This is a genomic window from Methylocystis sp. JAN1 (genome assembly GCF_052186135.1).
Classification (GTDB): domain Bacteria; phylum Pseudomonadota; class Alphaproteobacteria; order Rhizobiales; family Beijerinckiaceae; genus Methylocystis.
This window is the reverse complement of the sequence record NZ_CP181499.1, coordinates 66,961-89,627: the sequence shown is the minus strand read 5'-3', so window position 1 is coordinate 89,627 and position 22,667 is coordinate 66,961. Positions and strand designations below refer to the sequence as shown.

Sequence of the window (22,667 nt, the reverse complement as noted above, 5' to 3'; positions counted from 1 at the left end):
TCGCGCACATGGTGCGCTTGACGAGCAGGGATCGGCTTGCGCGCCGCGCGCGCGGGCTTTCGGGCAAGGAGTTGAGACATGAAGCTTGCACGGTCTTCGCGCCGCGCGCTGTGCGCCGTCGCCGGCCTCGCGGCGCTCTCGGGCGCGTCGGCTCAGGCCTATGACGACAAGTCGACGATGAGCTCCGTGATGGAGCTCGTCGGCTACTCGTCGGATCCGAGCGCCGACAAGATCGACTATGGCGAGCGACCCAAACTGGTTCTCCCCCCGCGCGTCGGCGATCTGCCGGCCCCGCAGGAGAAGGCGGCCCGGCCGGAGGGCTGGCCCAGCGACGCCGCCGCCGCTCGCCGCCGGAACACCGACCGTTACGCGAAGGTGGCGAACGCGCCGCCGGAGGAAAAGAAGAAGGGGCTGCTCGAACGCCTCCGCGGTCCCAAGCCGGACTATGCGCCGGGCACGGACGACGAGCCGGGTTTCCTTCAGCGCGCGCTCAACGCTGGCGCGCGGTCCAGCGCGCCTGTCATGGATGAGCCGGCCCGCCGCATGCTGACGGAGCCGCCCTCGGGCTATCGCCGCCCCACGACGGACCTCGCCAAGATTCGCGACTCCGATCCCAAGAAATCGACTTCCTGGTGGAATCCCCTGAGCTATATTGGCGGCGGCGGGAGCGACAGCGACCCCGTGGCTCAGACCGCCGGCGCGGCGCCCGCCCAACAGCGCGCCGCGGCCGCCGGCAATTCGTCCGAGAGCGGCTGGTTCCAGATGCCGCGTTTCGTTCTTAAGGACCCGGGTAAGGAGTGAGTTCCGGCTCTGCGGTTTTGGGCCTATATTAAGGGGACAAGGTTTTCCCGCTTCGAGCGGCCCAGCGCCGCCAGAAAGGCCCGTTCATGTCGTCTTCGCCTGCGTCGCCGACCGTCTCGCTCACCCCGGGCGCGGCCGGCGACTCGGCGCGCGCCAGCGCCAATATTTCGCATTTCAAACTGGACAACGGTCTGGAGGTCGTGGTTATCCCCGACAACCGCACGCCCGTCGTGACCCACATGATCTGGTATAAGAACGGCTCCGCCGACGACCCGGTCGGCAAGTCTGGCATCGCCCATTTTCTCGAACATCTGATGTTCAAGGGCACCAGGAACCATCCGCAGGGCGAGTTCTCCAATCTCGTCGCCGAGCTGGGCGGTCAGGAGAACGCCTTCACCAGCTACGACTACACGGCCTATTTTCAGCGTATCGGCAAGGAGCATCTCGGCACGCTGATGGCGTTCGAGGCCGACCGCATGAGCAATCTCGTCCTCACCGACGAAGTCGTGACGCCCGAGCGCGACGTGGTGCTGGAGGAGCGCCGCATGCGCACGGACAACGATCCGTCGTCACAGCTCGACGAGGCGGTGCAGGCGGCGCTTTTCGCGCATCATCCATATGGCACGCCGATCATCGGCTGGAACCACGAGATCGAAAGCCTCGACCGCGAGGACGCGCTCGCCTATTACAGCCGTTTCTACACGCCGGAAAACGCCATACTGGTCGTCGCCGGCGACGTCGAGGCGGACGATGTGCTCGCGCTCGCCAGGGAGGCCTACGGCAAGATCCCCGCCCGCGCCGAGCCCCCGCGCCGCAACCGCACCAAGGAGCCGCCGCATCGCGCGCACCGGCTCGTTTCTCTCGCCGACGAGAAGGTCGAGCAGCCCGCCCATGAGCGCGTCTTCCTCGTGCCGTCCTACAAGACGGCCGCGCCCGGCGAGGCCGAGGCGCTGGAGGCGCTCGCCTATATGCTTGGCGGCGGCGCGACCAGCGCGCTTTACGAGACGCTCGTCGTGGAGGAGAAAGTCGCCGTCGGCGCCGGGGCCTATTACCTCGGCTCGGCCGTCGACGACACGCGGCTCTGGGTCTATGCGACGCCAGCGCCCGGCGTGACGCTGGAGGAGCTCGATCAGGCGATCGACCGTGTGATCAAGCGTTTCATCGAGCATCCGATCGACGAGGCGCATCTCGCCCGCGCCAGGACGCGGCTCGTCGCCGACGCCGTCTATGCGCAGGACAGCCAGGCCTCGCTCGCCCGCTGGTACGGCGAGGCGCTGGCGACGGGCCTCACCATAGAGGATGTGCTCGCCTGGCCCGCGCGCATGGAGGCGGTGACCGCCGCCGACGTGACCGCCGCGGCGAAGAAGTGGCTCGACAAGCGCCGAGCCGTGACCGGCTTTTTGTTGCCTTGCGAATAGCGACTAGCGAATAGCGAGTAGCGAAGGGAGAGCTGCTCGCATTTCACTCCTCGTTTTTCGCCACTCGCCATTCGCTAGGACCGCCCATGACCGCCCACGCCCCAGCCGTCACCATCGCTTCCCGCGCCGAGCATGTGCAGAAGATCGTCACGCCCGGCGGCGTCGCCGCCTGGCTCGTGGAGAGCTACGCCGTGCCGCTCGTCGCGCTGGAGTTCTCGATGCGCGGCGGCGCCGCCCAGGACCCGCCCGAGAAGCCCGGCGTCGCGACGTTGCTCTCGGGCCTGCTCGACGAGGGCGCCGGTCCCTATGACGCGCGCGGCTTCCACCGGGCGGTGGAGGACCTCGCGATCCATATCGGCTTCGGCGCGGACCGCGACTCCGTTTCCGGCCATTTGCAGACGCTGTCGAAAAACACCGACAAGGCGTTCGAGCTGCTGAAGCTCGCGCTGCTCGACGCGCGCCTTTCCGAGGCCGACGTCGCGCGCGTGCGCAGCCAGCTTGTCGCGGAATTGAAGCGCGACCAGAACGAGCCGGACGCAATGGCGTCCAAGGCGTTCCGCGAGGCGGCCTTTCCGGGCCATCCCTATGGCCGCCCGGTGCGCGGCGACCTCGCCACGATCGAGACGCTCTCGCGGCCCGATCTCGTCGCCATGCGCGAGCGGCTTTTCGCCAGGAAGGATCTCAAGATCGCGGTCGTCGGCGCCATCGACGCCAAGACGCTGTCGGAGCATCTCGACGCGACCTTCGGGGCGCTGGCCGCGGACAACGATCTCGCGCCCGTCGCGCCGATCGCGCTCGCGGGCGTCGGCTCGCGCCACATCGTGACGCTCGACATTCCCCAGACGACGATCCGCTTCGGCCGCCCGGGCGTGACGAAGCGCGATCCCGACTATTTCGCCGTGGTGGTCGCGAACCACATTCTCGGCGGCGGCAGCTTCACCGCGCGCCTCTTCCGCGAAGTGCGCGAGAAGCGCGGCATGGCCTACAGCGTCTATTCGCAGCTCAACGAATACGACCAATGCCCCATGCTGCTCGGCGCCGCCGCGACGAAGAACGAGCGCGCGGGCGAGGCGCTGGGCGTGATCGAGGAAGAAATCCGCCGCTTCGCGGACGAGGGCCCGACTGAGGACGAACTCGACAAGGCCAAGAAATTCCTCATCGGCTCCTACGCGCTGCGCTTCGACACCTCGACCAAGATCGCCAGCCAGCTCGTGCATCTGCAGCAGGACGGGTTTGAACCCAGCTATCTCGACGAGCGCAACGGCAGGATCGCGGCCGTGGGGCTGGAGGACTGCAAGCGCGCGGCATCGAGGCTGCTGGGGGATGGCGGCTTGCTGGTGACGATGGTGGGGCGGCCGGAGGGGGTGTGAGGGGGCGCTCGTTACGCTCCTAAGAGCTTGCGATTGATGTCGCGCCGCCCATGCACGATGCGCAGGATGATGACGGCGTTCTCCCGCGGCGCATGCTGGTAGATGACGACGTAAGGGGAAATGACACAGACGCGCACGGCCGGTCCAAGAACGGGGCGGGGCGCGCCGCTCTCGGGATACTCCGATAGTCGCTGATATAGCCCGTCGAAATCGGCGTCGTAGCGGGCGGCGATGGTCGCTCCCGCCTTTGACCCGAGGTCGGCGATAATGGCTGCGGCGTCCGCGTCCGCTGCGGACGAAACAAGGATATGCGCCACTATCGACGCAGCGCGACAAGACGCTTGGCGTTGCGCGCCCTGTGCTCTTCCAGCGTCAGGACTTCCCCCTTCGCGATCGCTGCAAGGGCTTCATCGACCAAAGGTTTCGCCCAAGCCATGTCGTCCTCGAACCCGGTCGCCAGTTCGGCGATGCGTTCATCGAGGAGTTGTCGGGCGGCTTCCTCCACCGAAGCGAATTCGCCGGCGGCGACATGCGCCTCGAGCCAGGCTTCCTGATCGGGGGTTAGGGTGATCGACATAATCAGTTGATAACACGCAAAGCCGGAAGTCGGGTAGGGCTCTTGCGCTCGGGGCCTCGGCGAAGATCGCGAGCCAACTCGTCCATCTGCAGCAGGACGGCTTCGAGCCCAGCTATCTCGACGAGCGCAACGGCAAGATCGCCATCGTGATGCTGGAAGACCGCAAGCGCGCGGCGAAGAATCTGCTGGGGCGACGGCGGGTTGCGAGGAGTGGCAAGGGTTTGACAAGCGAGTTTCTGCCAAGAAAATCGGAGGCCTAGTCTGATTAACGGAACAGTGTTGAGATGCGAGCGTCGAACATCTCGTCACTGATCCCTAGCCCCTTTGGCGTTATTGTTGGGTTACGCGCGTTTTTTGCCGTGTAAATGTTGTCTGCTTGGCCTAGTTTGCTCCTCCAAAACGAAGTGCTTCGTCCAATGATCACAATCGCTCCACGGTTGACGGCTTCTGTGGCGATTGCCACTTGTCTTTCTCTGGACGGCAACTCGCATCTGATGTCGAATGATTTTGACGCCCAAGGAATGATTTGAAGGATAGCGATCCGCTGGCTTACCGATTGCGCTCCAAATCGTTTGATCAGGTAGCCAAGCGGGCGGTTATACCAGTCGCGGAAACCTTCTCGAACGCATGGATGAAGCCCCGCTAGGGGCCAACCGTCGAATTTCAGGCGATGGTCTTCGGGAACGCTGTCAATTGTGAAGGTTGGATTGTTGAGCAAAAGAACAATTTGGGCGGCGAAGGGATCGCCATCATACGGTGCAGCCCCCATCTCAACGCGAAGCAGTGTCGGGGAATTCAGCTTTTGGCCGTTGTTGTAGCTTGCAATCGCGTCGACATCCGCTTCGTAGTAGTAGTCGAACACCCAGCGTCTCCCGCAATTCCTTTCGCCGCAGGTGCGGCGCGTGCGCAGCGAAGGGCGCAGCGCGTCTCCGTGCATGGCAGCCAGACCTCATCATCGCCGCGACGGCGCTGCAGCATGGTTTGACTGTCGTCACGCGCGACGTCGCTGAATTCGAGCGCGCGCGCGTTCCCGTCCTCAACCCCTGGAAGGGCTGATCACTTCTCCTGCGGCAACAGCGCCAGCAGATCCGCCATTTTCGGCGCCGCGCTCGGATTCATCATGCCCACGACATGATAGCCCGCGTCGACATGCAGGATTTCGCCGGAGACGCCGCGCGCCATGGGCGACAGAAGATAGACGGCGCTCTCGCCCACTTCCTCGATCGTCACGACGCGGCGCAAAGGCGAGTTGTATTCGTTCCAGCGCAGAATGTAGCGGAAGTCGCCGATGCCGGAGGCCGCCATGGTCTTGATCGGGCCGGCGGAGATGGCGTTGACGCGGATGTTCTTCACGCCGAGATCGGCGGCGAGATAGCGCACCGAGGCTTCCAGGCCCGCCTTCGCCACGCCCATGACGTTGTAATGCGGCATCCATTTCTCGGCGCCGTAATAGGTGAGCGTGAGCAGCGAGCCGCCTTCCGCCATCAGCTTCTCGGCGCGCTGGGCGACGGCCGTGAAGCTGTAGCAGGAGATGTTCATCGACATCAGGAAGTTGTCGAGCGTCGTGTCGACATAGCGGCCGTCGAGCTGGTCCTTGTCGGAATAAGCGAGGCAGTGGACGACGAAATCGAGCCTGCCCCAGAGCTTCTCGATCTCCGCGAAGACGGCGTCGATCGTCTCCGTCTCGGCGACGTCGCAGCGGCCGACGACATGGGCGCCCAGCTCGGCGGCGAGCGGACGCACGCGCTTCTCCAGCGCTTCGATCTGATAGGTGAGCGCCAGTTCGGCGCCCGCCTGCGCGCAGGCTCTGGCGATGCCCCAGGCGATCGAGCGGTTATTGGCGACGCCCAGGATCAGGCCCTTCTTTCCGGCGAGAATTCCGGCGAAAGGAGCGGCGGGCGAGGCGGTCTCGGTCATCGGGGCGTCCATTTCTAAAGCTTAAAACTTCGATGAGGCGCCCTTTAGCGCGCTTTTCGGGCAAAGGAAACCCTGGAAGGCGCCGCGAAAAAGCAGGAACCGGTTTTCCGGGAAGAGCGCGGCCCCAGGCCTTTGAACGAGATCGCCCGATCCGCGTTCGGGCGATTTCGTCCGAACCCGGCGTCATCCGGCCGCGGCCATATAGGGCTACGTAAGTCGTAAGCAAAAATGCTAGGATGCGCCCCATGGCCATTTGCGGCCGTTTGACCTATCATGCGATAGGAAACGCCACTAATGGCCAAGCCTTCTTGAACGGGCCGAAAATGGGCAAGAAAGCCGACATCCTGGAAGGGTTGGGCGGAACCGCTCCCGCGTTGCGCCGCTATTCGCGGGCGCTCTGCGCCGGCGCGGGGCAGGCGCTGTCGGACGAACTCGTGCAAAGCGCCCTGCAGAGCGTCGCGGCCCGCATCCGCGCCAGGGAGTTGAAGCCCCCGGATTTCGCGGAGGCCCGTGTCGAGGCCTATATCGCATTGACCGCCATGGCGGCGAAGCGCCTTGACGACGCGCTCCGCCCGGCGCCGCGCCACCCGCCGGTCGTGCATGGGCTAGCCGAGCTTTCCTTCGAGGATCGCGCGGCGCTGCTGCTCGTCTCCCTCGAAGGCTTTGGCTACGCCGTCGCCTCGCGCATCATCGGGGCGCCGCGTGAGACGCTGCTCGCCCGCCTCATGCGCGCCCGCGCCGCGCTGTGCGTCGAGAGTCTGCGGCCGGCCGCCGGCGCCGAGAGCGCCCGCCGCGCCGCGGCGCATCTGCGCGTCGTGAAATAGGCGCGCCTTGACCTCTCGAAAACTCATCGAGGAAGCCGACCTTCACGCGCTCGTCGACGGCGAGTTGGACGCTGAGCGGCGCCGCCAGGTCGAGGACCACCTGCTCGCGCATCCCGAGGACATGGCTCTCGTCGAGGGCTGGCGGCGGCAGAACGCCGCCCTGCGCGCCGCCTTTGAGCCCGTGGCGCTCGAAATGCTGCCGCTCTCGCTGAAAGACGCCGCGACCCGCACGCCCGCGCCTATCCAGGGGCCGATCGAGACCGGCGCCATCCATTGGGGCCGTCCGGGCGCCTCGCGCCCGGCGCAGCGCTCCGACCAGCTTCGCGCCAATCGCCGCAAGCAGGCGCTGCTCTCCACCATATTGACGCTGCTCGCCGGCGCCGCCGTCGCGGGGGTCGCGGCGCTGGTCCTCGCGGGCCGGGGCGAGGCGCCGCGCCCGCCCGTCGCCGCCTCGCTGACGCAAAGCTATGCGGGTCGCGCGGGGCTGACTTATGCGACCTATGTCTATGATGCGAGGCCGGTCGAGATCGACATTTCGCGCCGGGGCGAACTCGTCGCCTGGCTCACCGAGCGGGTCGGCTTTTCGCGCCCGCCCGACCTCGCCGATCTGGGCCTGCGGCTGATGGGCGGGCGCGTCGCGCCGGGCGTCGCGGCGCCGGCGGGCCTGCTGATTTATGAGCGGGCCGACGGCGCCCGCATCGGGCTCTATTTCGAGCGCGCGGAAGCGGCCGGCGCGCCGCAGGAGCCGCGCGCGGGGCAGGGGGTCACGGCGATCGAGTGGCGGGCGGGCGGCTTCGCCTTCGTGCTTGTCGGTCCGCTCGCCCCGGAGGATATGCAGGCCGCGGCCGAGCGCGCCGCCACGGCCGTCGCGAGCCCGGAAGCTGAAAAACGTTAACCGCCTTCTGGCGGCGCACTAGAGTCCGCCCAGGTTTGATGGAATAGTCCAGGGGCGATTCGATTATGAAAGATCGCCAGCGCGCGTTACGAACGCGCCACAGGAATCCCTCGAAAAACCGGAGCTAAATGAATGCGTCTCGACGCCATTCCGATCGGCGCGAACCCCCCGCATGAAGTCAATGTCGTCGTCGAAGTCCCCCTCGGCGGCGAGCCGATCAAATATGAGCTCGACAAGGCTTCGGGCACGCTGTTCGTCGACCGCTTCCTCTATACGGCGATGCGCTATCCGGGAAATTACGGCTTCATCCCGCATACGCTGTCGGATGACGGCGATCCGTGCGACGTGCTCGTCGCCAACACCCGTCCGGTGGCTCCCGGCGCCGTGATCGCCGTGCGGCCGATCGGCGTGCTGCGCATGACGGACGAGGCCGGCGGCGACGAGAAGATCATCGCCGTGCCGTCGACGCGCCTCACCCAGCGCTATAAGGACGTGCAGAACTACACCGACCTTCAGGAAATGACCTGGCGGCGCATCGAGCATTTCTTCGTGCACTACAAGGATCTGGAGCCCGGCAAATGGGCCAAGGTCGCCGGCTGGGGCGACGCCGCCGACGCCCGCGCCCTCATCGCGGCGGGCATCGAGCGCGCCAAGGCGGAGAAGAAGTAAACTAAGGCGCCGCGCGGCGAAAGTGTTTGGCGCTGAAGGAAGAAGCCCCTCATGCTCAAGGAGCTTGCGCGGCAAGCGTCTCGAAGCACGAGGGGCGTCAGCAGCCTGCGCCCGTCTTCCGACGGGCTTTGCGGGGAGAGGGGATGGCGCCATTTGCGTTGCGCGCGCAATGACGGCGGTTTCTCACGGCAAAGGCGGCGTGCGCGAAACGACGCCCTTGCGGAAGCAGGTCGGGCGGTCCTTCCAGGCCACGATGCCGTTCTCGCTTTCCGCGAAGCGCTGCGCCGAGTCGATCACCTCGTCGATATGGACGTCGAGCGCGAGGTCGCCGAGCACATAGGTCCATTTGTCGGCGCCCGTCAGCGCGACGGTGGCCGGCCGCTTGCAGACGGCCATGCATTCGACGGGCTCGACCGCCAAAGCGAGCTTGCGCTCTTCGAGACGGGCGCGCAGCGCGTCGATGAAGGCCGCTCCCGGGCGACGTTCGGGGTCGGCCGCGTCCCGGCAGGACACGCAAACGAAAATCGTCACATCCGCCTTCGACACGCTTATTCTCCCTTGTCCCCGCGGCTCTTTTCGAACAGCCTCGCGCGAAAGACAAGAGCGTCGGCGCGGCTTTACGGTTTGAAGGCGCAGCGCGCGCCGCCGCCTGCCCTGGCTGCGATTTCAGCGGCGTCGACCTCGCAGTCGAGCGCAGTGATTGCTTCATGGATCGTTCCGGCCGCGCCGTCCGCGGCGACGCCGTTCTCGATCAGCGTGGCGTAGAGCTCATGCGCCTTGCGCCCGGAAAGCTCGACCTTCCGGGGGCCGAAGGTCAGCGTGCAGGCGTGGGACGTGAGGTCGACATTGCTCGCGCGGCAGTCGATGGCGTCGGCCTTCACCGCGATGCGCTCTCCTTTCGCATGGGGCGCGTCGGCGTAGCCGTTGAGATAGGCGGCGAGGAGCCGCTTGTCCTGGACGTGGACGAGCGGCGCGGATTCGCCGACGATGGCGGCCAGCGCCAGAGCGGCCGGCCCGGTCGCGTTTCCCGCGAAGGCGCCCGCTGGCGTAAAACAGCAAAGAGCGAAGGCGAGGGAGAGGAAATGCTTCTGCGCCATCGGCGCCTCCTGCGATCAAATGAAAATCGCGGGCAGCCTAGCCCCGCGCTGCCGCTGCGACAATCGGGGGGGAGGGCCGCCTTCTCCCACCTGTGGAAGGCCTGTGGGAGAAGGGGAGCGCCCGATCTTCCGGAACGCAGGGGAAAGATGTGTGACTCCCTTAGCCGTAAAGGGGAGGCATTGGGCGGCCAATGTCCAAAACGGTTGTTCACCCGATCGTCCTGGCGTTCTTTGCGTCACGCGCGCGTTACGCCGCGTCTTCCCGGCTCGCCTGCTCGGCGCGCTCCGAGGGCAGGCGGCCCTGCCGGCCGAGCTGGTCGCATTGGTCGACGAGGCGAGAGACGCTTTCGACGAGCACGTCGCGCGTCTCCGTGCGCACGCCATGCTCGCGCAGCTTGGCGAAGGCGCGCGAGAGCGTCTCCTGCTTCACGCCGAGCCGCGCCGCGATGAGGCGCTTGTCGTAAGGGAGGCGGAAGCGGCATTGCTCCTCGCCCGGCGGGCAGAGCGACAGAATGAAATTGGCGAGGCGCTGATCGGCGTTTTGCGCCTTGAGGGATTCGATCTCGGTCACCAGCGCCGCGATCTTTTCCTTGCCGTCCTGCATCACCGCCAGGCAAAGCGACGGCGATTCCTTCATCAGCCTGACAAAACGCGGGGCGGGAAATTTCAGGACCGCGGTAGGGCCGATCGCCTCGGCCGAGACCCGGCATGTCTCATTGGCGCTCGCCGGCGGCTCGCCCACCGTCTCGCCGTCGGAGCTGATTCCGATCAGCGTCTCGTCGCCGCAGGACGCGATGCGCAGGATTTTCACGAAGCCGCGAAGAATGACGACCACCGCGCTCACCGGATCGCCCTGGCGGAAAATGACGGCGCCGTCGTCAAAGGTCTCGACCTTCGCCTCGAGCGTCAGACGCGCAAGCGTCTCGTTATCGACATTGGCGAAGAGGCGCAGATCGCGCAAGGACGGCGGTTCGGCGATGGCGGCGCGCGCGCCGCGGCGGCCGGCGCGACCTTTCCGCGGCTCGGCGAGGCTCAGCCCGATATCCGTCTGTGTCGCCACGCCCACGCCTCCCCTTCCGCGAAAACCTCGCGCGGCCTCGTTGCTTCTCGAAGCTTGGTTGCTCCCGGCGCCGCCAGCTCAAATGCAATGGGGCTCAACCGATGGATTTATTGGAGGCTAACGCGAATGTGCGCGCGGCGAAAGCCGAGCGCGCGGGACAAACCGTCGCATGAGGGCCGAAGGGCGTCCTCCGTCGCCGTCAGCTCGAGCGCGGGCTTGCGGCGGCGTCGCGCGCGAGAAGGAAGACCGCCTGTTCCCCCAAAAGGTTCCAAACCCACCAGGGCGCGTTGACGCGGATCGGCGCGCCGGCGTGATCGAGCGCCACGCCGCGTTCGATCTGGGCGCCGAGAGCCTCGACGAGCTCCACGAAGTCGCGGATCGTGCAGAGATGGATATTGGGCGTGTCGTGCCAGCTATAGGAGAGATTTCCCGTCACCGGCATGCGGCCGCGAAAAGCGAGCTGCGCGCGCACGCGCCAATAGCCGAAATTCGGGAAAGAGACGATCGCGCGCCGGCCGATGCGCAGCATGTTTTGCAGCGCTTCGCGCGGATGGCGCGTCGCCTGCAATGTCTGCGAAAGAATCACATAGTCGAAGCCGTCGTCGGGATAATCCGCGAGATCCGTGTCGGCGTCGCCCTGAATGACGGAGAGTCCCTTGGCGACGCATTCGTTCACGCCGCGCTGCGACAGCTCGACGCCGCGCCCGTCGACGCTTTTCGCCTCCGCGAGGAGCTGCAGCAGGGCGCCGTCGCCGCAGCCGACGTCGAGGACGCGCGCGCCGGTCTCCACCATGTCGGCGATCAGCAGATGATCGAGGCGGTTCGTGCGAGCTTTCGTCATGGGCGCGCCCGCAGGCCGCGCGCCGCGGCGGCCGCTTCGAGAAAGCCGCGCGTGGTCGCGATGAACATGGGCTCGTGCAGCAGGAAGGCGTCATGGCCCTTGTCCGACTCGATCTCGACAAAAGACGCCGACGCGCCGCCGGCGTTGAGCGCATGGACGATCGCGCGCGAATCAGAAGTCGGATAAAGCCAGTCGGAGGTGAAGGAGACGACGCAGAAGCGCGTCCTGGTGTCCTTGAAGGCTTTTGCGAGAGCGCCGCCGTAATCGGCCGCAAGATCGAAATAGTCGCAGGCGCGCGTCACGAAGAGATAGGAATTGGCGTCGAAACGCTCGACGAAAGCGACGCCCTGATAGCGCAGATAGTTCTCGATCTGGAAATCGGCGTCGAAGGAGAAGGTCGGCGCCGAGCGATCCTGGAGCTTGCGGCCGAATTTGCGCTGAAGCGCGGCCTCGGAGAGATAGGTGATGTGCGCCGACATGCGCGCCACGGCGAGGCCCTTCTCGGGACGCACGCCCTGTTCGAGATAGCGCCCGCCCCGCCAGTCGGGATCGGCCATCACCGCCTGCCTGCCGACCTCGTTGAAGCCGATATTCTGCGCGGAGTGTTTCGCCGCCGTCGCGATGGGCATGGCGGCGAAGACCCGTTCCGGATAGCTCGCCGCCCATTGCAGCACCTGCATGCCGCCCATGGACCCGCCCGCGACGCAGAACAGCGTGTCGATCCCGAGATGATCCACGAGCATCGCCTGCGCGCGCACCATGTCGCGGATCGTGACCACCGGAAAATCGAGGCCATAGGGCTTGCCCGTCGCCGGGTTGATCGAGGACGGGCCGGTCGTGCCCATGCAGCCGCCGACGACATTGGAGCAGATGAGGAAATATTTGTCCGTGTCGAAGGGCTTGCCGGGGCCGACCATGGCGTCCCACCAGCCGGGCTTCCCGGTCACGGGATGAACGCCTGCCGCATATTGGTCGCCGGTCAAAGCGTGGCAGAGCAGAATGGCGTTGGAACGGTCGGCGTTCAATTCGCCGTAGGTTTCGAATCCGATCACAAGCGGGGCGATGCGCCCGCCGCCGTCGGTGACGAGCGCCTTTCCGGCCGGAAAGACGATTGTCTTGCCATGCGGCCTGCCATTGGCGTCGAGTATCTTCCGGGCGAGCGTCCCTCCTTCGGGCGCCGGCGCCTGACGTGAATTGTCCAACCCATCCTCGCGTTCGATATGCCGAACGAATTGTTCGGCAACATCGAGGCGCGGGCCGGGACTGTCAAGGCCCGAAATAGCGGCTTCTAATACGGCGCGACGGCGCGCGGCCCGCGAAGGGCCTGGGCGGGCAGGCCGTCGATCGCCGCTCCGAAGCCCGCGCCGCGCGCGGGGGGCGCGCTCGCGGCGTATTGCGGGCCGCCGCCAGCGTCCGAAACCGGGCCGAGATAGCGCCGTCCGTCGGACGGCACGGATGGGGCCGGGGCGCCGACCGGGGCTTCCGGCTGCTCCGCCGCAGGCTCGGCGGGCCCCGCCTTGCGCGCGGTTCGGCGCACGGCGCGCTTCGCGGGGCGCGACGCGGGAACGACCTCCGCGGGCTCGCCGCCGCCCCCAAGCAGGCTCGATTCGAGCGAGTCGACAGAGGCCCGCACGCGTCCGCCGCCCGGTTGGGCCGAGACGATCGGCCCGAGGGCGCCGGGCGCGCCCGCCTGTCCCTCTATGCCCTGGATCGCCATGTTGCGGCGCATCGAGTCGGCGATGCGCGCGAGATTCTGCTGCGAGACGCCGAGCTGCTCGAACCAGGCCGCGAGTTCGTCCGCCGTGACGCCGCGCCGGCACAGGCGCATGCGGATCGAGGCGGGCATGTCGCCGCTGCTGAAGAAGCCCGACTTTTCGCCGCGGCCGCCGGCGGCGAAGTTTTCCACCCACTGCCAGGCGAAGGCGCAGCGCAGCCCGCCGGCGCCCGCGCCGATCGCAAGCCCATACGGTCCGAGCGAATTGAACATGGGCCGGTTGACGATGCGCATGGGCGTGCCCTGGAAGCGCGCGAGAATTTCGCGGCGAACGCCTTCCTGCGTCGGCTTGCCGATGACGAGTTCGCCCCGTCCGCCGGACGGAGGCGCCGACTGGACCTCGATGGAAAGGTCGTTCCAGTCGCCGCCCTCCTTCGTCTTGTCGAGCGACATGCTCTGGCGCCAGCCATTGACGTATTGCTTCTCGGTCACGCGGCCGTTGCGCACGACTTCGGGCGGCAGGGTGAGAATGGCGAAGCTCGCCGTGTCGTCCTTGAGGTCGGCCGCGGTGATCGGGGCCGACAGGGTCTGGCCGGCCACGAACTGGCCGGTGACGGCGGCGTTGGGGTCGGTCGCGAAGCTGCGCTCCGGCTGGCTCTGGCCGCAGGCGGCGAGGCCAAGCGCGAAAGCCGCGCAGAGCGCGGCGCAGACTGCTGACAAAGTGGGGCTGACGCCCCTCGTGCTTCGAGACGCTTGCTGCGCAAGCTCCTCAGCATGAGGGGCTTCTTCTTTCAGCGCCAAACACTTAGGCCTCATCCTGAGGAGCGCGCACAGCGCGCGTCTCGAAGCACGAGGCCGCCTTGGAGGTTTGTCAACAGACTGAGCCGCGCAGAGCGCGGCGGCGATTTGGCGGGAGTGGGGCGGAAGGCCGTTCGAGGGGGTCATCTCATCGGCTCACTGGCAGTGGATATTGGCCGTAGGCGGGCGCCCGCGGCGGGGTGGGCGGCGCATAGCCGCCCAGATAATTGCCGGTCGCGCCCGCCCCAAAGGAGCGGGTCGGCGGCTGCTGGCCGTAGCCCGCAATGGGCTGCTGGCCATAGACCGCGGCGCCCGACCCGCCGGGCGCGAGGCCGCGGGCGTTGGCGGGACTGCGCTGGTCGAAGACGGCGAGGCCGGCCCTGGCCGGATCGGCCTCCTGGTCGGCCCACATCGTGCCGGCCGGAGCGATCTGCTGCGAATAGGGCGGCCAGCTCGCCGTCTCCTGGCCATTCCAGCCCGGCAACAGGCTGAAGCCGTATTGCTCGTAGGGCATGGGGCCGACGCCCGGCACGCGGCGCGCGACGAGCGGCGCGGGCGCCGTCGCGGGTTCCTTGCGATAGGGACCCTCGGCGGCGGCCGGGAAGCCCATGGCCGGGGCGCGTTGCGCGAGCAGCGAGGCGATCGGCAGGGCGCGGAAGCGCAGCGGGTTCTCCATGGAGACCTGCGCCGGGAACTTGCCCTTGATCGCCTTCAGCATCGCCTGGACGCGCTTCTCCTCCTGCCCCGGCTGCGTGTTGGTCGGATAGGATGCGTTTTTCTGCGCCGCGTAGTTCATGTCGAGCGGCGCGTAATTGGGCGGCGCGCCCGGAATCAGCGCCGGCCCCGGCGCGACGAAGGCGGCCGTTTTGACGCCCGGCCCGTGCAATTTCTCAAAGCCCTTCTGATCGCAGGGCGACGGCGGATGGTAATAGCCGTCGGGAAAGAGAATTTCGATGACCTTGGCGAAGAGTCCGTCATAGCGGTTGGCGAGCGCGTAGAGGCCCTTTTCGTCCTTCAGGCGCTTCATGCTCAGCGCGTAGCCATAGACCGTCGCGTCCTTGGGGAACCACGCGACCGCACGCTCGAACCAGAACCTCGCGACGTCCCACTGGCAGCTGTTATAGGCGTACCAGGCAAGCGCCTGCGCGCCTTCGCCGGAGCTCGCCTCCATGGTCACCTTGGCGTAGCGCGCCAGGCGGTCGGCCTCGATATAGGGGGGAACCTCGCGCGTCAGATCCGTCTCGAGCAGGTCGAGAAACAGAATCATGTTGTTCGTCAGCGGCTCGTGCCACGCATAGGCGACTTCCTCCGCCTCGCGCTTCATGTTGAGCGCGCGCAACGAATGGGCGAGGCCGTGGGCGATCATCGCGTCGCCGTCGTACTGGATGGCGAGCTTGAACCAATCGAGCGCGGCGTTGAAATCGCGCCGCTTGTAGTCGTACCAAGCGACGAGGCCGATCTGGTTCGCGTCCTTGCTGCTCCTGGCGTAGGCCTCGAACTTGGCCATGTCGGCGGAGGGCGGCTCCTCGGTGCGCTCGTCATGCAGGAAGGCGGCGATGCGCGCACGAGTGATGTCGATCGCGATCTGCGCGAATTCGCCCGTTCCCTGGGACGCGCCTGGGACGGCGGCGAGCAATGTTTCGACGTCGGCCATGCGGAGGGAGCCAAGCGCTTTCTGAATCGTTGCGACCCGGATCTGGGGATCCTTCGTCGACGTTAGAATGCGCTTAAACATGTTAACGGCGTCTTCATTCTGTCGCGCGCGGGCATAGGCCTCCGCGATCGTCCACAAAACGTCGACGTCGTCCTGCAACTCGCTCGTGTCCTCCTTCTTGAGATAGTCGACGAGGTCGAGAATCTTGTCGGCCTTCCAGAGCGCCGAAATCTTGAGACGCAGCTCCTTGCGCCGCAGCTTGCTCGCGAGGTCGGCCGAGGGCTTCCAGCCTGGAATCTCGCGCTCTTTCGCGTCGATCGCGGCCTTCAGCTCGTCGATCTTGTCCGCCGCGAAGAGCGCCCAGAAGGGCTCCTCGTCGATGGCGTTCGAGGCGGGCGTCTCGTAGAGATCCTGCGGCGGCTCGTAACTGGGATAGAGCGTGTGCAGGCGCGCGAGCTCGGCGTTGACGCGCGCGGTCTGCTTCAGCGAAGCGTAGTAGCGGAGCGCGAAATCGTCGGGCCCCACCGGGTCGCCGACGACCGGAATCGCCTGCCGCTGGCGCGCCGCCTTGGATTTCGGCTTGCCGTCAATGGCGGCTTGCGGATCGGTCGAATTCAGATCCTGCGGCTTCGCCTCCTGCGCCTTGGCCGGCTGGGCTTTCGCCGGCTTCGCGTCCGGCGCCTTGGCGCTTGCCGGCTTGGGGCCGGGGAGCGGCGCCGCCGCGCGCGCCCCGCTCGCGGCGAGCCCCGCCAGGATCGCAAAGAGGAGGATGAGGCGCGTCATCGCAGGCATGAGGCGTACCTCATCTGCATCGCGACGACCGAGAGAAGCTGCAGCGTCGCGGGATAGTAATTGTCCTGCGGCGCGAGCATGAAGAGCTGCGGCGGCGCCTTGGAGCCTTCCACGACGCAGGCGGTGAGCGCGCCGATGGCGCCGATGCCGGCGTCCCCGAACTTGCCGACTTCGACGCCGTTCGAGACGTCGATGATCGACATGGAGCCGCGCGTCTTGCGCACCAGCGCCATGAAGGGCTCATATTGCTCCCGCTCGCCAATGCCGGCCCAGGCCATGTAGAGCGGCACGCGGACGGCGTTATAGGAGAACTGCGCCGGAAAGCCGTCGGCCGGCTTGTAGGTCCAGTCCTTCAGCGACATCCAGTCCGGCGGCAGCGTCTCCGGCGAGGCGCGGGTGGCGTCGAGAAGATTGAGGCCCGTCTGGGTGAGGCCCGGCCAATCCACCTCGGGCGCCACGAGCTTCAGCCGCGTAAAGGCCGGGAAAACGTAATAGGACAGGTTGATGATCGGCCCGTCGGCGCGGTCGTTCTCATGAAAGCCCGAGACCGCCGGCAGCAGAATGGCGCCCATCTTCGTCTTGAAGATCATCGTCTTGCGGGCCACTTCGACGGCGATGCGCCGGCCCGCGGTGCGGTAGCTCATGTCGTTCCAGAAATCGCCCGCCTCCGCCAGCGCCCAGGCGACGAGAATGTCCCCGTCGGAGGCGTCGTTCATGTCGGCGACCGCAGGGCGCTTGCCGGGCTCCCAGCGCCAGGCGAGCAGGGCGTCGTCGCGCACCATGAGATTGGCGCGCGTCCAGCCCCAGATGCGGTCGAAGGCCGCGCGGTCGTTGGCGGCGACGGCGAGCAGCATGCCGTAGCCCTGGCCTTCGCTGTGGCTGATGAGATTGTTGCCCGTGTCGACGACCCGCCCGGATTCGGTCACGAAGCGCGCTTTATAGGCCTGCCACATGCCGGGGATCTTCAGCGCGCCGCCAAGCGGCAGGGAGCGCCCGTCGAGCACGAGGCGCGGCGGCTTCTTCTGCTCCGGCGCGGGGGCGTCTCCCGGCGGCGCCGGATCGGCGGCTTGCGGCGCTTCCGGCTGCGGCGCGATCTGCGCGGTCGCCGGCGCGGCGACGAGCGCGGCGAACCCCAAGACGGCGATGCGCAGGAAGCGGCTCGCGCCGCGAGTCAAGTCGCGGCCGGTCATGGCGTCCTCCGGCCGACATTCTTGACGAAGACGCGCGTGGTCAGCGCGAGAAGGAAGCCGATCAGGAGCGCCGCGCCGACATAATAGCGCGAATGCAGCGACAGCCAGCCGGCGGCGATGAGCCGCGCATTGCCCACGGAGAGCGGCTGCGTGATGACGAAATGCGTGTTCGAGACCGGGATCGCGTCGATTTTCGCTTTCGAGATGTCGAGGAGCGACACCTGGCCCGCGATCTGGCGCGACACGCGCGGATCGACGAGGCAGGCGACGGAGTCGGCGAGCGCGTCCGCGTTCGGCGCCGTGAGCACGGTCCAGACGTTTTCGTTCGCGCCGCCGAGAATGTTCTGGCCGAGCGCAAGCGAGGTCTCGGGCGACATTTCGGAGGGCGAGGCGCCGCGCTCGAAGCCGCGGAACAGGTCGCCCGCATCGGTGAACTTGGCCTTGCCCCATTCCCCGACGCCGCGCATGAAGTCGATGAGCCAGCTCAGTCGGTTCTCGTTGCGCAGGCGCGCGTCCCATTCCTGGAAAAGGTCGCTCGAGGCTTCTTCCTCCTCGCCGACGGAGGCGGGCGGCGCGTCCTCGGCGGAGTCGTCCTCCTCCGTGGCGCCGACGGCGAAGCGGTCGATATTGCGCAGCATGGCGCGGAAGCCGCCGAGCGAGCGCGGCGGATGGCAGGCCATCGGGAAGTTGTTCTGCAGCACGAGGCGATTGCGCGTCGGGGCGTCGACGGCGACCGCATTGTCGTCGATTTCCGTTCCGCCGCGGCTCTCGACGCCGATCTTTTCGCGCCAGACGCGGGAGAGATCGTCGACGGGCATGTCGAGCTTCTTGAGAAGATCGGGATCGAGCGCGTCATAGGGCGCGACGGCGAGCGTGGGGCTCTTCGCCTTGAGCGGCGGCGTCTGGGTGATTTCGAAGTCGATCGGCCGTCCGGCGACGACGGCGAGATGCGCGACGAAAGTCGCCGCGGCCCCGATCGTCTTGGGATCGATGCGCGGCATGTAAAGCTTGGAGCGGCGCTGCGCGCCGGCGAAGGGGAAGCCGCCCGTCGCCGTGACGGCGAGATCGGGCAGGCGGCCGACGCGGGCGATCAGCGGGATTTCAATCTCCGTCGCGTCGAGGAAGAGGAAACGGTTGGGCGCGTCTTTCGCAGCCAGCGTGTCGCAGCTTTCGTCCGACGGCGTCGGAACATGCGCCTCGATCTCGATCCGGTTGAGGCCCGGCCGCAGGAAGCCGAGCGGCACCGGCAGCGGATTGTCCTTGAAGACCTCGCCCGTGGATTTGAGCAAGGGGAGGCTGACCGCAGTGCGCTCGTTCACATACATGACGAGCTGCGCCTTCGAGGTGAGGCCCGGCGAATAGCCGCCGGCCACGCGCACCGTCGCGCGGCCGTAATCCGCCGGGTAGAAGTCCGACGGCATGATGATGTTGAAGGCCGTCCTGAACAATCGGCCGTCGAATTCCGCGCTGCGGACGCCGAGATCGGCCAGTCGAAGGCGCTGACCGCCCTCGACCCGGTAGCCCGGGAAAGCCGCGGCGGCGCGCAGGCCCGCGGCCGCGCCCTTCGGCTTCGTCGCGACGAGGAACTGCTTGATCGCCTCGTCGACCTGCTGGGCGTCGGCGCCCGTCACGACGATGGTCGTTCGGCGTTCCGGCGTCGCCGGCAGCACGAAGGCCCGCGGCTTGGTGACGACGCCCACCATCTGCGGACCGGCGATGGCGGCGAGCTCCGCCGCCGTGCCGACGAGGAGATTGGCGCCGTAGCGGCCCCCGGCGAGGGCGCCCGCGTCAACGACCGGCTGCTCGAAACGGCCGATGATCGAAATGAGCTGAACGACGCGCAACATGCGCTCGATGTCGCGGGTCGTCGGATTGGCGTGGAGCACGGCGCGCAAGGGCAGGGCGCCCTGCTCGTCGGCGGGCAGGGCGCCGAGATCGGAAATCGCGTCGATCGCAGCGTCGGCTTCGTCGAGAATGAGGCCGGTTTGCGTGGGATCGATCTGGGTCCACAGCTCCTGCGTCGCCTCCAGCGAGCAGTCGACGCGGTGGCGCTGCTCGGTCGTGATTCGGACGGAGTTGAAGCCGGGACGCAGCAAGCCGGGCGGGATGTCGAAGACGACGGTCTTCACCGTCTGCATGGCCGTGATCGGCGTCGCGCCGACGGGCTGGTCGTTGATCGAGAGGATGAGCCGCGAAAATTCCGGCATCACCGAGACCGCGGAGAGATAGCCGAGCTGGAACTGCAGGCGCCGCCGCGCCTGCTTGTCCGTGATGTACATCGGCCATTCGGACGAGCCGATCTCGCCCGCGAGACGATAGCCCTGAATGTTGTTGGCCAGATGCCGCAGCATCGTCGGGCGGGCTTTGAGCGTCGGTCGTGGTCCCGCCGCCGCCAAAGGACCCGAGCCCGGCGCAGGGGGTTGGGCCGCGCCGGGCGCCGCCGGCGCGGGGAATTGGAGCGCCGGCGTCCGCGCCGGGGCGGCGGGAAGCTGGGGCGCCTGCGCCTGAACAGGGGGCTGGGCGGGCGCCGGCGCGGCGTATTGCGGCGGCCGCGCCGGCGTCGTGTTCACGGGCGCGGGGTCGATGCTGATTGGCGGCCGGTTGATTCGCGAGACTTCCTGCGGCGCGGTGAGGAAGATCGCCTGGGCGAGCGCCTGCGAGGCGACGAGGGCCAGCGCGCCGGTCGCCGCAAAGACGCGAAGACCGCGCATTGCGCGCGTGTCAAAGGGGCGGAATCTCGTCATGCCGACTTTCGCGCCGCAGGCTGCAGCGCGTTCCCTTCGGCCGGTTTCTTCTCTCCGTCGCTTGCCTGCGCCACGAGGCGCTTGAGCCAGGCGGTCGAGGCTTGCGGCGGCTGCGCGGGCGCCGCGGCGGTTTCCTCCTCGGCCTTGGGCTTGGATTTGAAGAGATAGGCGAGGGCGCGGAACGGCTCGACCAGGCCCCACCAGATGAACTGGCCCGTGCCGGCCCAGACGCTCTTGTGCTTGCGGCGGCTGGCGAGGAAACGCGGCAGCGCGTCGGAGTCGCCATACATGAGGTCGGCGAGCACGAAATATTCCTCGGCCTGCATCGTGTCGAATTCGCAGCCGAAAACGTCGTCCCCGGCGTTCGGGCCCCGGCGGAAGATGAGCGGCAGGCTGCGCTTGCCGACAAGGTCGCCGACAGGCTCGATCGTCAGGCGGGCGCGCGTGTCCTCGGCCTCAAGCAGCATGGGCGGCATCTCCTCGAGGAGACGCACGGCGCAGCCGCCGGCCGAGACGTTGACGATCTCGACCGCGACGCGCTGGTCGCTGAAATCGAGCCAGCCCTTGCGCTTGATGGCGAGGCGCGGATGGCGGTCGGGCTGCTTGCGCTCGGAGACGGCGCCGAGCGCGACGCCCGCCATGATGAGATTGAAGGTGTTCCAGATGCCGACAATCATCATCAGATTGCTGACGCCGGGCTCCACCACATAGCGGAAGGCGGCGACCAGCGTGCCGGTGAGCAGCATCAGATAGATGGCGAAGAAGGGCCAGGCCAGCTCGGAGAGATGGTCGTTGTCGAGCGTGAGGCCCTTCGCCGTGACGTTGAAAGTCGGCTTTCTGGGATTCATCAGCACGGAGACGATCGCCTTGCTGAGGAACACGCCCTGGCAATATTCGTAAAGCTCCGACACCCACGGCCAGCGCACGGCGCCGAACATATAGTTCTGCAGCATGACGTTGGAGATCATGTAGGTCGCGGTGAAAGCCACCGCCTCGTCGACGTTCGAGACGAAGATCTTCACGTCGAAAAGGATGTAGGCGAGAGGCGCCAGCATGAAGATGAGGCGCGGAAAGGGGAAGAACCAGAAGGTCATGCTCGAGAGGTAGCCGAGCTTCTGAATGGGCTTGAGGCCCTTCTTCAGCGCGGGATTCTTGAGCACCATGATCTGCAGCATGCCCTGGCACCAGCGCACGCGCTGCCCGATGAAGGATGCGAAGGTCTCGGGCTGCAGGCCGGCGATCAGCGGCTTGTCGACGAAGATGCTGTTATAGCCCTTGGCGTGGAGTTCGAAGGCGGTTTCGCAGTCTTCCGTGATCGTGACGCCGGAGAAGCCGCCCGCCTCCATCAGCGCCGAACGGCGCAATAGCGCCGCGGAGCCGCAGAAGAAGGAGGCGTCCCATTTATCAAGGCCGCGCTGCGTCATCGAGTAGAACATTTCATTCTCGGACGGCATGCGCTCGAAGGTCTTCAGGTTCTTCTCGATCGGGTCGGGATTGAGAAAAACATGCGGCGTCTGGACGAGAAAGAGCTTGGGATAGTCGATGAAATAGGCGACCGTCTCCTGCAGGAAGGAGCGGAAGGGCGCGTGATCCGCGTCGAAGACGAGCACGATGTCGCCCTTCACATGGGCGAGCGCGCTGTTCATGTTGCCGGCCTTGGCGTGCTCGTTCTTGGCGCGCGTCAGATAGTGGGCGCCGAGCCGCTTGCACAATTCCTGCAACGACGCGCGCCTCAGCTTCGCGGCTTCGGCCTTGGCGGGGTTCTTGTCGTTGCATTTCTGGTCCGTGCCGCCGTCGTCGAGCAGCCAGACATTGAGCTTTTCCCTTGGATAATCCATCGACAACGCGGCGGCGGCCGTCGTGGCCAGAATATATTCGTCCTCGTTATAGGTCGGGATGAAAACGTCCACGACGGGCAGGTCCTCGTCGGCGCGGCGCGTCAGCGGCTTGCGCTTCACCGGATCGACATTGACGATCAGGCTGATGATTAGAATCAGGACGCAGTAGAGCTCCGCGGAGAGCAGGATGAGGCCGAAGCCGAGGCCCACGGGGTCGGAGGTCGGCGGCAGCGTGCAGGTCAGACGCCAGTAGACATAGCGGATGACGATGAAGCTCGAGAGCGCGAGATAGGCCTGGCGGGCCATGGGGCTGCGGCCGAATTTCCACAGGCCGAGCAGAACGGCGATAATGGTGACGCTCAGCGACAATTGCGCCTGCACGCTCACCGGCTGCGTCAGCAACGCAACCGCGAGCACGCCTGTCGCAACCCACGCGAACGCACGCAACCCTGACATTCACGACCCCGC

The 22,667-nt window shown here is 66.9% G+C and carries 20 protein-coding genes; 6 read left to right on the top strand and 14 right to left on the bottom strand.

Annotation, left to right across the window (positions count from 1 at the left end; translation table 11 throughout):
- Positions 1–78: 78 nt before the first annotated feature.
- The 3 genes from ACNHKD_RS00430 (at position 79) to ACNHKD_RS00420 (ending at position 3,589) form a co-directional block, all read left to right on the top strand.
- Complete coding sequence (locus ACNHKD_RS00430) at positions 79–801, top strand: hypothetical protein (protein WP_442755163.1); 723 nt, start codon at positions 79–81, stop codon at positions 799–801.
- An 86-nt stretch (positions 802–887) separates the two neighbouring features.
- A complete protein-coding gene (locus tag ACNHKD_RS00425) occupies positions 888–2,219 on the top strand; it encodes a M16 family metallopeptidase (RefSeq protein ID WP_442755162.1) in 1,332 nt (443 codons plus the stop codon).
- An 86-nt stretch (positions 2,220–2,305) separates the two neighbouring features.
- Entirely contained in the window at positions 2,306–3,589 is a 1,284-nt protein-coding gene (locus ACNHKD_RS00420) for a M16 family metallopeptidase (RefSeq protein ID WP_442755161.1), read from the top strand.
- A gap of 11 nt (positions 3,590–3,600) precedes the next feature.
- Here ACNHKD_RS00420 and ACNHKD_RS00415 read toward each other — a convergent pair whose 3' ends face one another.
- The 4 genes from ACNHKD_RS00415 to fabI form a co-directional block, all read right to left on the bottom strand.
- The gene (locus ACNHKD_RS00415; protein ID WP_442755160.1) at positions 3,601–3,906 is read right to left on the bottom strand and encodes a type II toxin-antitoxin system RelE/ParE family toxin; all 306 of its coding nucleotides are present in this window, start codon (positions 3,904–3,906) and stop codon (positions 3,601–3,603) included.
- Positions 3,906–4,166, bottom strand: a complete 261-nt coding sequence (locus ACNHKD_RS00410; protein ID WP_442755159.1) for a ribbon-helix-helix domain-containing protein — start codon at positions 4,164–4,166, stop codon at positions 3,906–3,908. Before ACNHKD_RS00410 ends, ACNHKD_RS00415 begins: the two co-directional genes overlap by 1 nt.
- A gap of 265 nt (positions 4,167–4,431) precedes the next feature.
- Positions 4,432–5,028 carry a hypothetical protein gene (locus ACNHKD_RS00405; RefSeq protein WP_442755158.1) on the bottom strand — a complete coding sequence of 199 codons (597 nt, stop codon included), beginning with the start codon at positions 5,026–5,028 and terminating at the stop codon, positions 4,432–4,434.
- A 194-nt stretch (positions 5,029–5,222) separates the two neighbouring features.
- The gene (fabI, locus tag ACNHKD_RS00400; protein WP_442755157.1) at positions 5,223–6,083 is read right to left on the bottom strand and encodes an enoyl-ACP reductase FabI; all 861 of its coding nucleotides are present in this window, start codon (positions 6,081–6,083) and stop codon (positions 5,223–5,225) included.
- Between the two features lie 323 nt (positions 6,084–6,406).
- Here fabI and ACNHKD_RS00395 point away from each other — a divergent pair, with 323 nt between their 5' ends.
- The 3 genes from ACNHKD_RS00395 to ppa all read left to right on the top strand — a co-directional run bounded on the left by ACNHKD_RS00395 (position 6,407) and on the right by ppa (position 8,471).
- The gene (locus tag ACNHKD_RS00395) at positions 6,407–6,907 is read left to right on the top strand and encodes a sigma factor-like helix-turn-helix DNA-binding protein (protein WP_442755156.1); all 501 of its coding nucleotides are present in this window, start codon (positions 6,407–6,409) and stop codon (positions 6,905–6,907) included.
- A gap of 7 nt (positions 6,908–6,914) precedes the next feature.
- Positions 6,915–7,802: an anti-sigma factor family protein gene (locus tag ACNHKD_RS00390; RefSeq protein WP_442755155.1), complete on the top strand. Its 888-nt coding sequence runs from the start codon at positions 6,915–6,917 to the stop codon at positions 7,800–7,802.
- 132 nt (positions 7,803–7,934) lie between these two features.
- Entirely contained in the window at positions 7,935–8,471 is a 537-nt protein-coding gene (gene ppa / locus ACNHKD_RS00385; RefSeq protein WP_442755154.1) for an inorganic diphosphatase, read from the top strand.
- A 183-nt stretch (positions 8,472–8,654) separates the two neighbouring features.
- On the opposite strand, the gene ACNHKD_RS00380 is transcribed toward ppa, so the two are convergent.
- The 10 genes from ACNHKD_RS00380 to bcsA all read right to left on the bottom strand — a co-directional run bounded on the left by ACNHKD_RS00380 (position 8,655) and on the right by bcsA (position 22,655).
- Positions 8,655–9,017, bottom strand: coding sequence for a DUF1636 family protein (locus tag ACNHKD_RS00380; protein WP_442755153.1), 363 nt, complete (start codon positions 9,015–9,017; stop codon positions 8,655–8,657).
- Between the two features lie 71 nt (positions 9,018–9,088).
- Positions 9,089–9,568, bottom strand: coding sequence for a hypothetical protein (locus tag ACNHKD_RS00375; protein WP_442755152.1), 480 nt, complete (start codon positions 9,566–9,568; stop codon positions 9,089–9,091).
- A 247-nt stretch (positions 9,569–9,815) separates the two neighbouring features.
- Positions 9,816–10,628 (bottom strand): Crp/Fnr family transcriptional regulator, encoded by an 813-nt coding sequence (locus tag ACNHKD_RS00370; RefSeq protein ID WP_442755151.1) that lies wholly within the window; start codon positions 10,626–10,628, stop codon positions 9,816–9,818.
- A gap of 199 nt (positions 10,629–10,827) precedes the next feature.
- Positions 10,828–11,469: a methionine biosynthesis protein MetW gene (gene metW, locus ACNHKD_RS00365; protein WP_442755150.1), complete on the bottom strand. Its 642-nt coding sequence runs from the start codon at positions 11,467–11,469 to the stop codon at positions 10,828–10,830.
- On the bottom strand, positions 11,466–12,617 hold the full coding sequence (gene metX, locus ACNHKD_RS00360; protein ID WP_442756802.1) for a homoserine O-acetyltransferase MetX: 1,152 nt from the start codon (positions 12,615–12,617) through the stop codon (positions 11,466–11,468). Before metX ends, metW begins: the two co-directional genes overlap by 4 nt.
- A 140-nt stretch (positions 12,618–12,757) precedes the next feature.
- Positions 12,758–13,903, bottom strand: a complete 1,146-nt coding sequence (gene bcsN / locus ACNHKD_RS00355) for a cellulose biosynthesis protein BcsN (protein WP_442755149.1) — start codon at positions 13,901–13,903, stop codon at positions 12,758–12,760.
- Positions 13,904–14,129: 226 nt separating this feature from the next.
- Positions 14,130–16,427 carry a hypothetical protein gene (locus ACNHKD_RS00350; protein WP_442755148.1) on the bottom strand — a complete coding sequence of 766 codons (2,298 nt, stop codon included), beginning with the start codon at positions 16,425–16,427 and terminating at the stop codon, positions 14,130–14,132.
- Positions 16,415–17,617: a glycosyl hydrolase family 8 gene (locus ACNHKD_RS00345; RefSeq protein ID WP_442755147.1), complete on the bottom strand. Its 1,203-nt coding sequence runs from the start codon at positions 17,615–17,617 to the stop codon at positions 16,415–16,417. Before ACNHKD_RS00345 ends, ACNHKD_RS00350 begins: the two co-directional genes overlap by 13 nt.
- On the bottom strand, positions 17,614–20,361 hold the full coding sequence (locus tag ACNHKD_RS00340; RefSeq protein WP_442755146.1) for a cellulose biosynthesis cyclic di-GMP-binding regulatory protein BcsB: 2,748 nt from the start codon (positions 20,359–20,361) through the stop codon (positions 17,614–17,616). The genes ACNHKD_RS00345 and ACNHKD_RS00340 overlap by 4 nt, the downstream gene beginning before the upstream one ends.
- Positions 20,358–22,655 carry a UDP-forming cellulose synthase catalytic subunit gene (gene bcsA, locus ACNHKD_RS00335; RefSeq protein WP_442755145.1) on the bottom strand — a complete coding sequence of 766 codons (2,298 nt, stop codon included), beginning with the start codon at positions 22,653–22,655 and terminating at the stop codon, positions 20,358–20,360. Before bcsA ends, ACNHKD_RS00340 begins: the two co-directional genes overlap by 4 nt.
- Positions 22,656–22,667 lie beyond the last annotated feature (12 nt).

Coding starts and splice junctions, on each gene's coding strand:
- ACNHKD_RS00430 (WP_442755163.1), top strand. CDS start 79: ATGAAGCTTGCACGGTCTTCGCGCCGCGCGCTGTGCGCCGTCGCCGGC.
- ACNHKD_RS00425 (WP_442755162.1), top strand. CDS start 888: ATGTCGTCTTCGCCTGCGTCGCCGACCGTCTCGCTCACCCCGGGCGCG.
- ACNHKD_RS00420 (WP_442755161.1), top strand. CDS start 2,306: ATGACCGCCCACGCCCCAGCCGTCACCATCGCTTCCCGCGCCGAGCAT.
- ACNHKD_RS00410 (WP_442755159.1), bottom strand. CDS start 4,166: ATGTCGATCACCCTAACCCCCGATCAGGAAGCCTGGCTCGAGGCGCAT.
- fabI (WP_442755157.1), bottom strand. CDS start 6,083: ATGACCGAGACCGCCTCGCCCGCCGCTCCTTTCGCCGGAATTCTCGCC.
- ACNHKD_RS00395 (WP_442755156.1), top strand. CDS start 6,407: ATGGGCAAGAAAGCCGACATCCTGGAAGGGTTGGGCGGAACCGCTCCC.
- ppa (WP_442755154.1), top strand. CDS start 7,935: ATGCGTCTCGACGCCATTCCGATCGGCGCGAACCCCCCGCATGAAGTC.
- ACNHKD_RS00375 (WP_442755152.1), bottom strand. CDS start 9,568: ATGGCGCAGAAGCATTTCCTCTCCCTCGCCTTCGCTCTTTGCTGTTTT.
- metW (WP_442755150.1), bottom strand. CDS start 11,469: ATGACGAAAGCTCGCACGAACCGCCTCGATCATCTGCTGATCGCCGAC.
- ACNHKD_RS00350 (WP_442755148.1), bottom strand. CDS start 16,427: ATGCCTGCGATGACGCGCCTCATCCTCCTCTTTGCGATCCTGGCGGGG.
- ACNHKD_RS00345 (WP_442755147.1), bottom strand. CDS start 17,617: ATGACCGGCCGCGACTTGACTCGCGGCGCGAGCCGCTTCCTGCGCATC.
- ACNHKD_RS00340 (WP_442755146.1), bottom strand. CDS start 20,361: ATGACGAGATTCCGCCCCTTTGACACGCGCGCAATGCGCGGTCTTCGC.
- bcsA (WP_442755145.1), bottom strand. CDS start 22,655: ATGTCAGGGTTGCGTGCGTTCGCGTGGGTTGCGACAGGCGTGCTCGCG.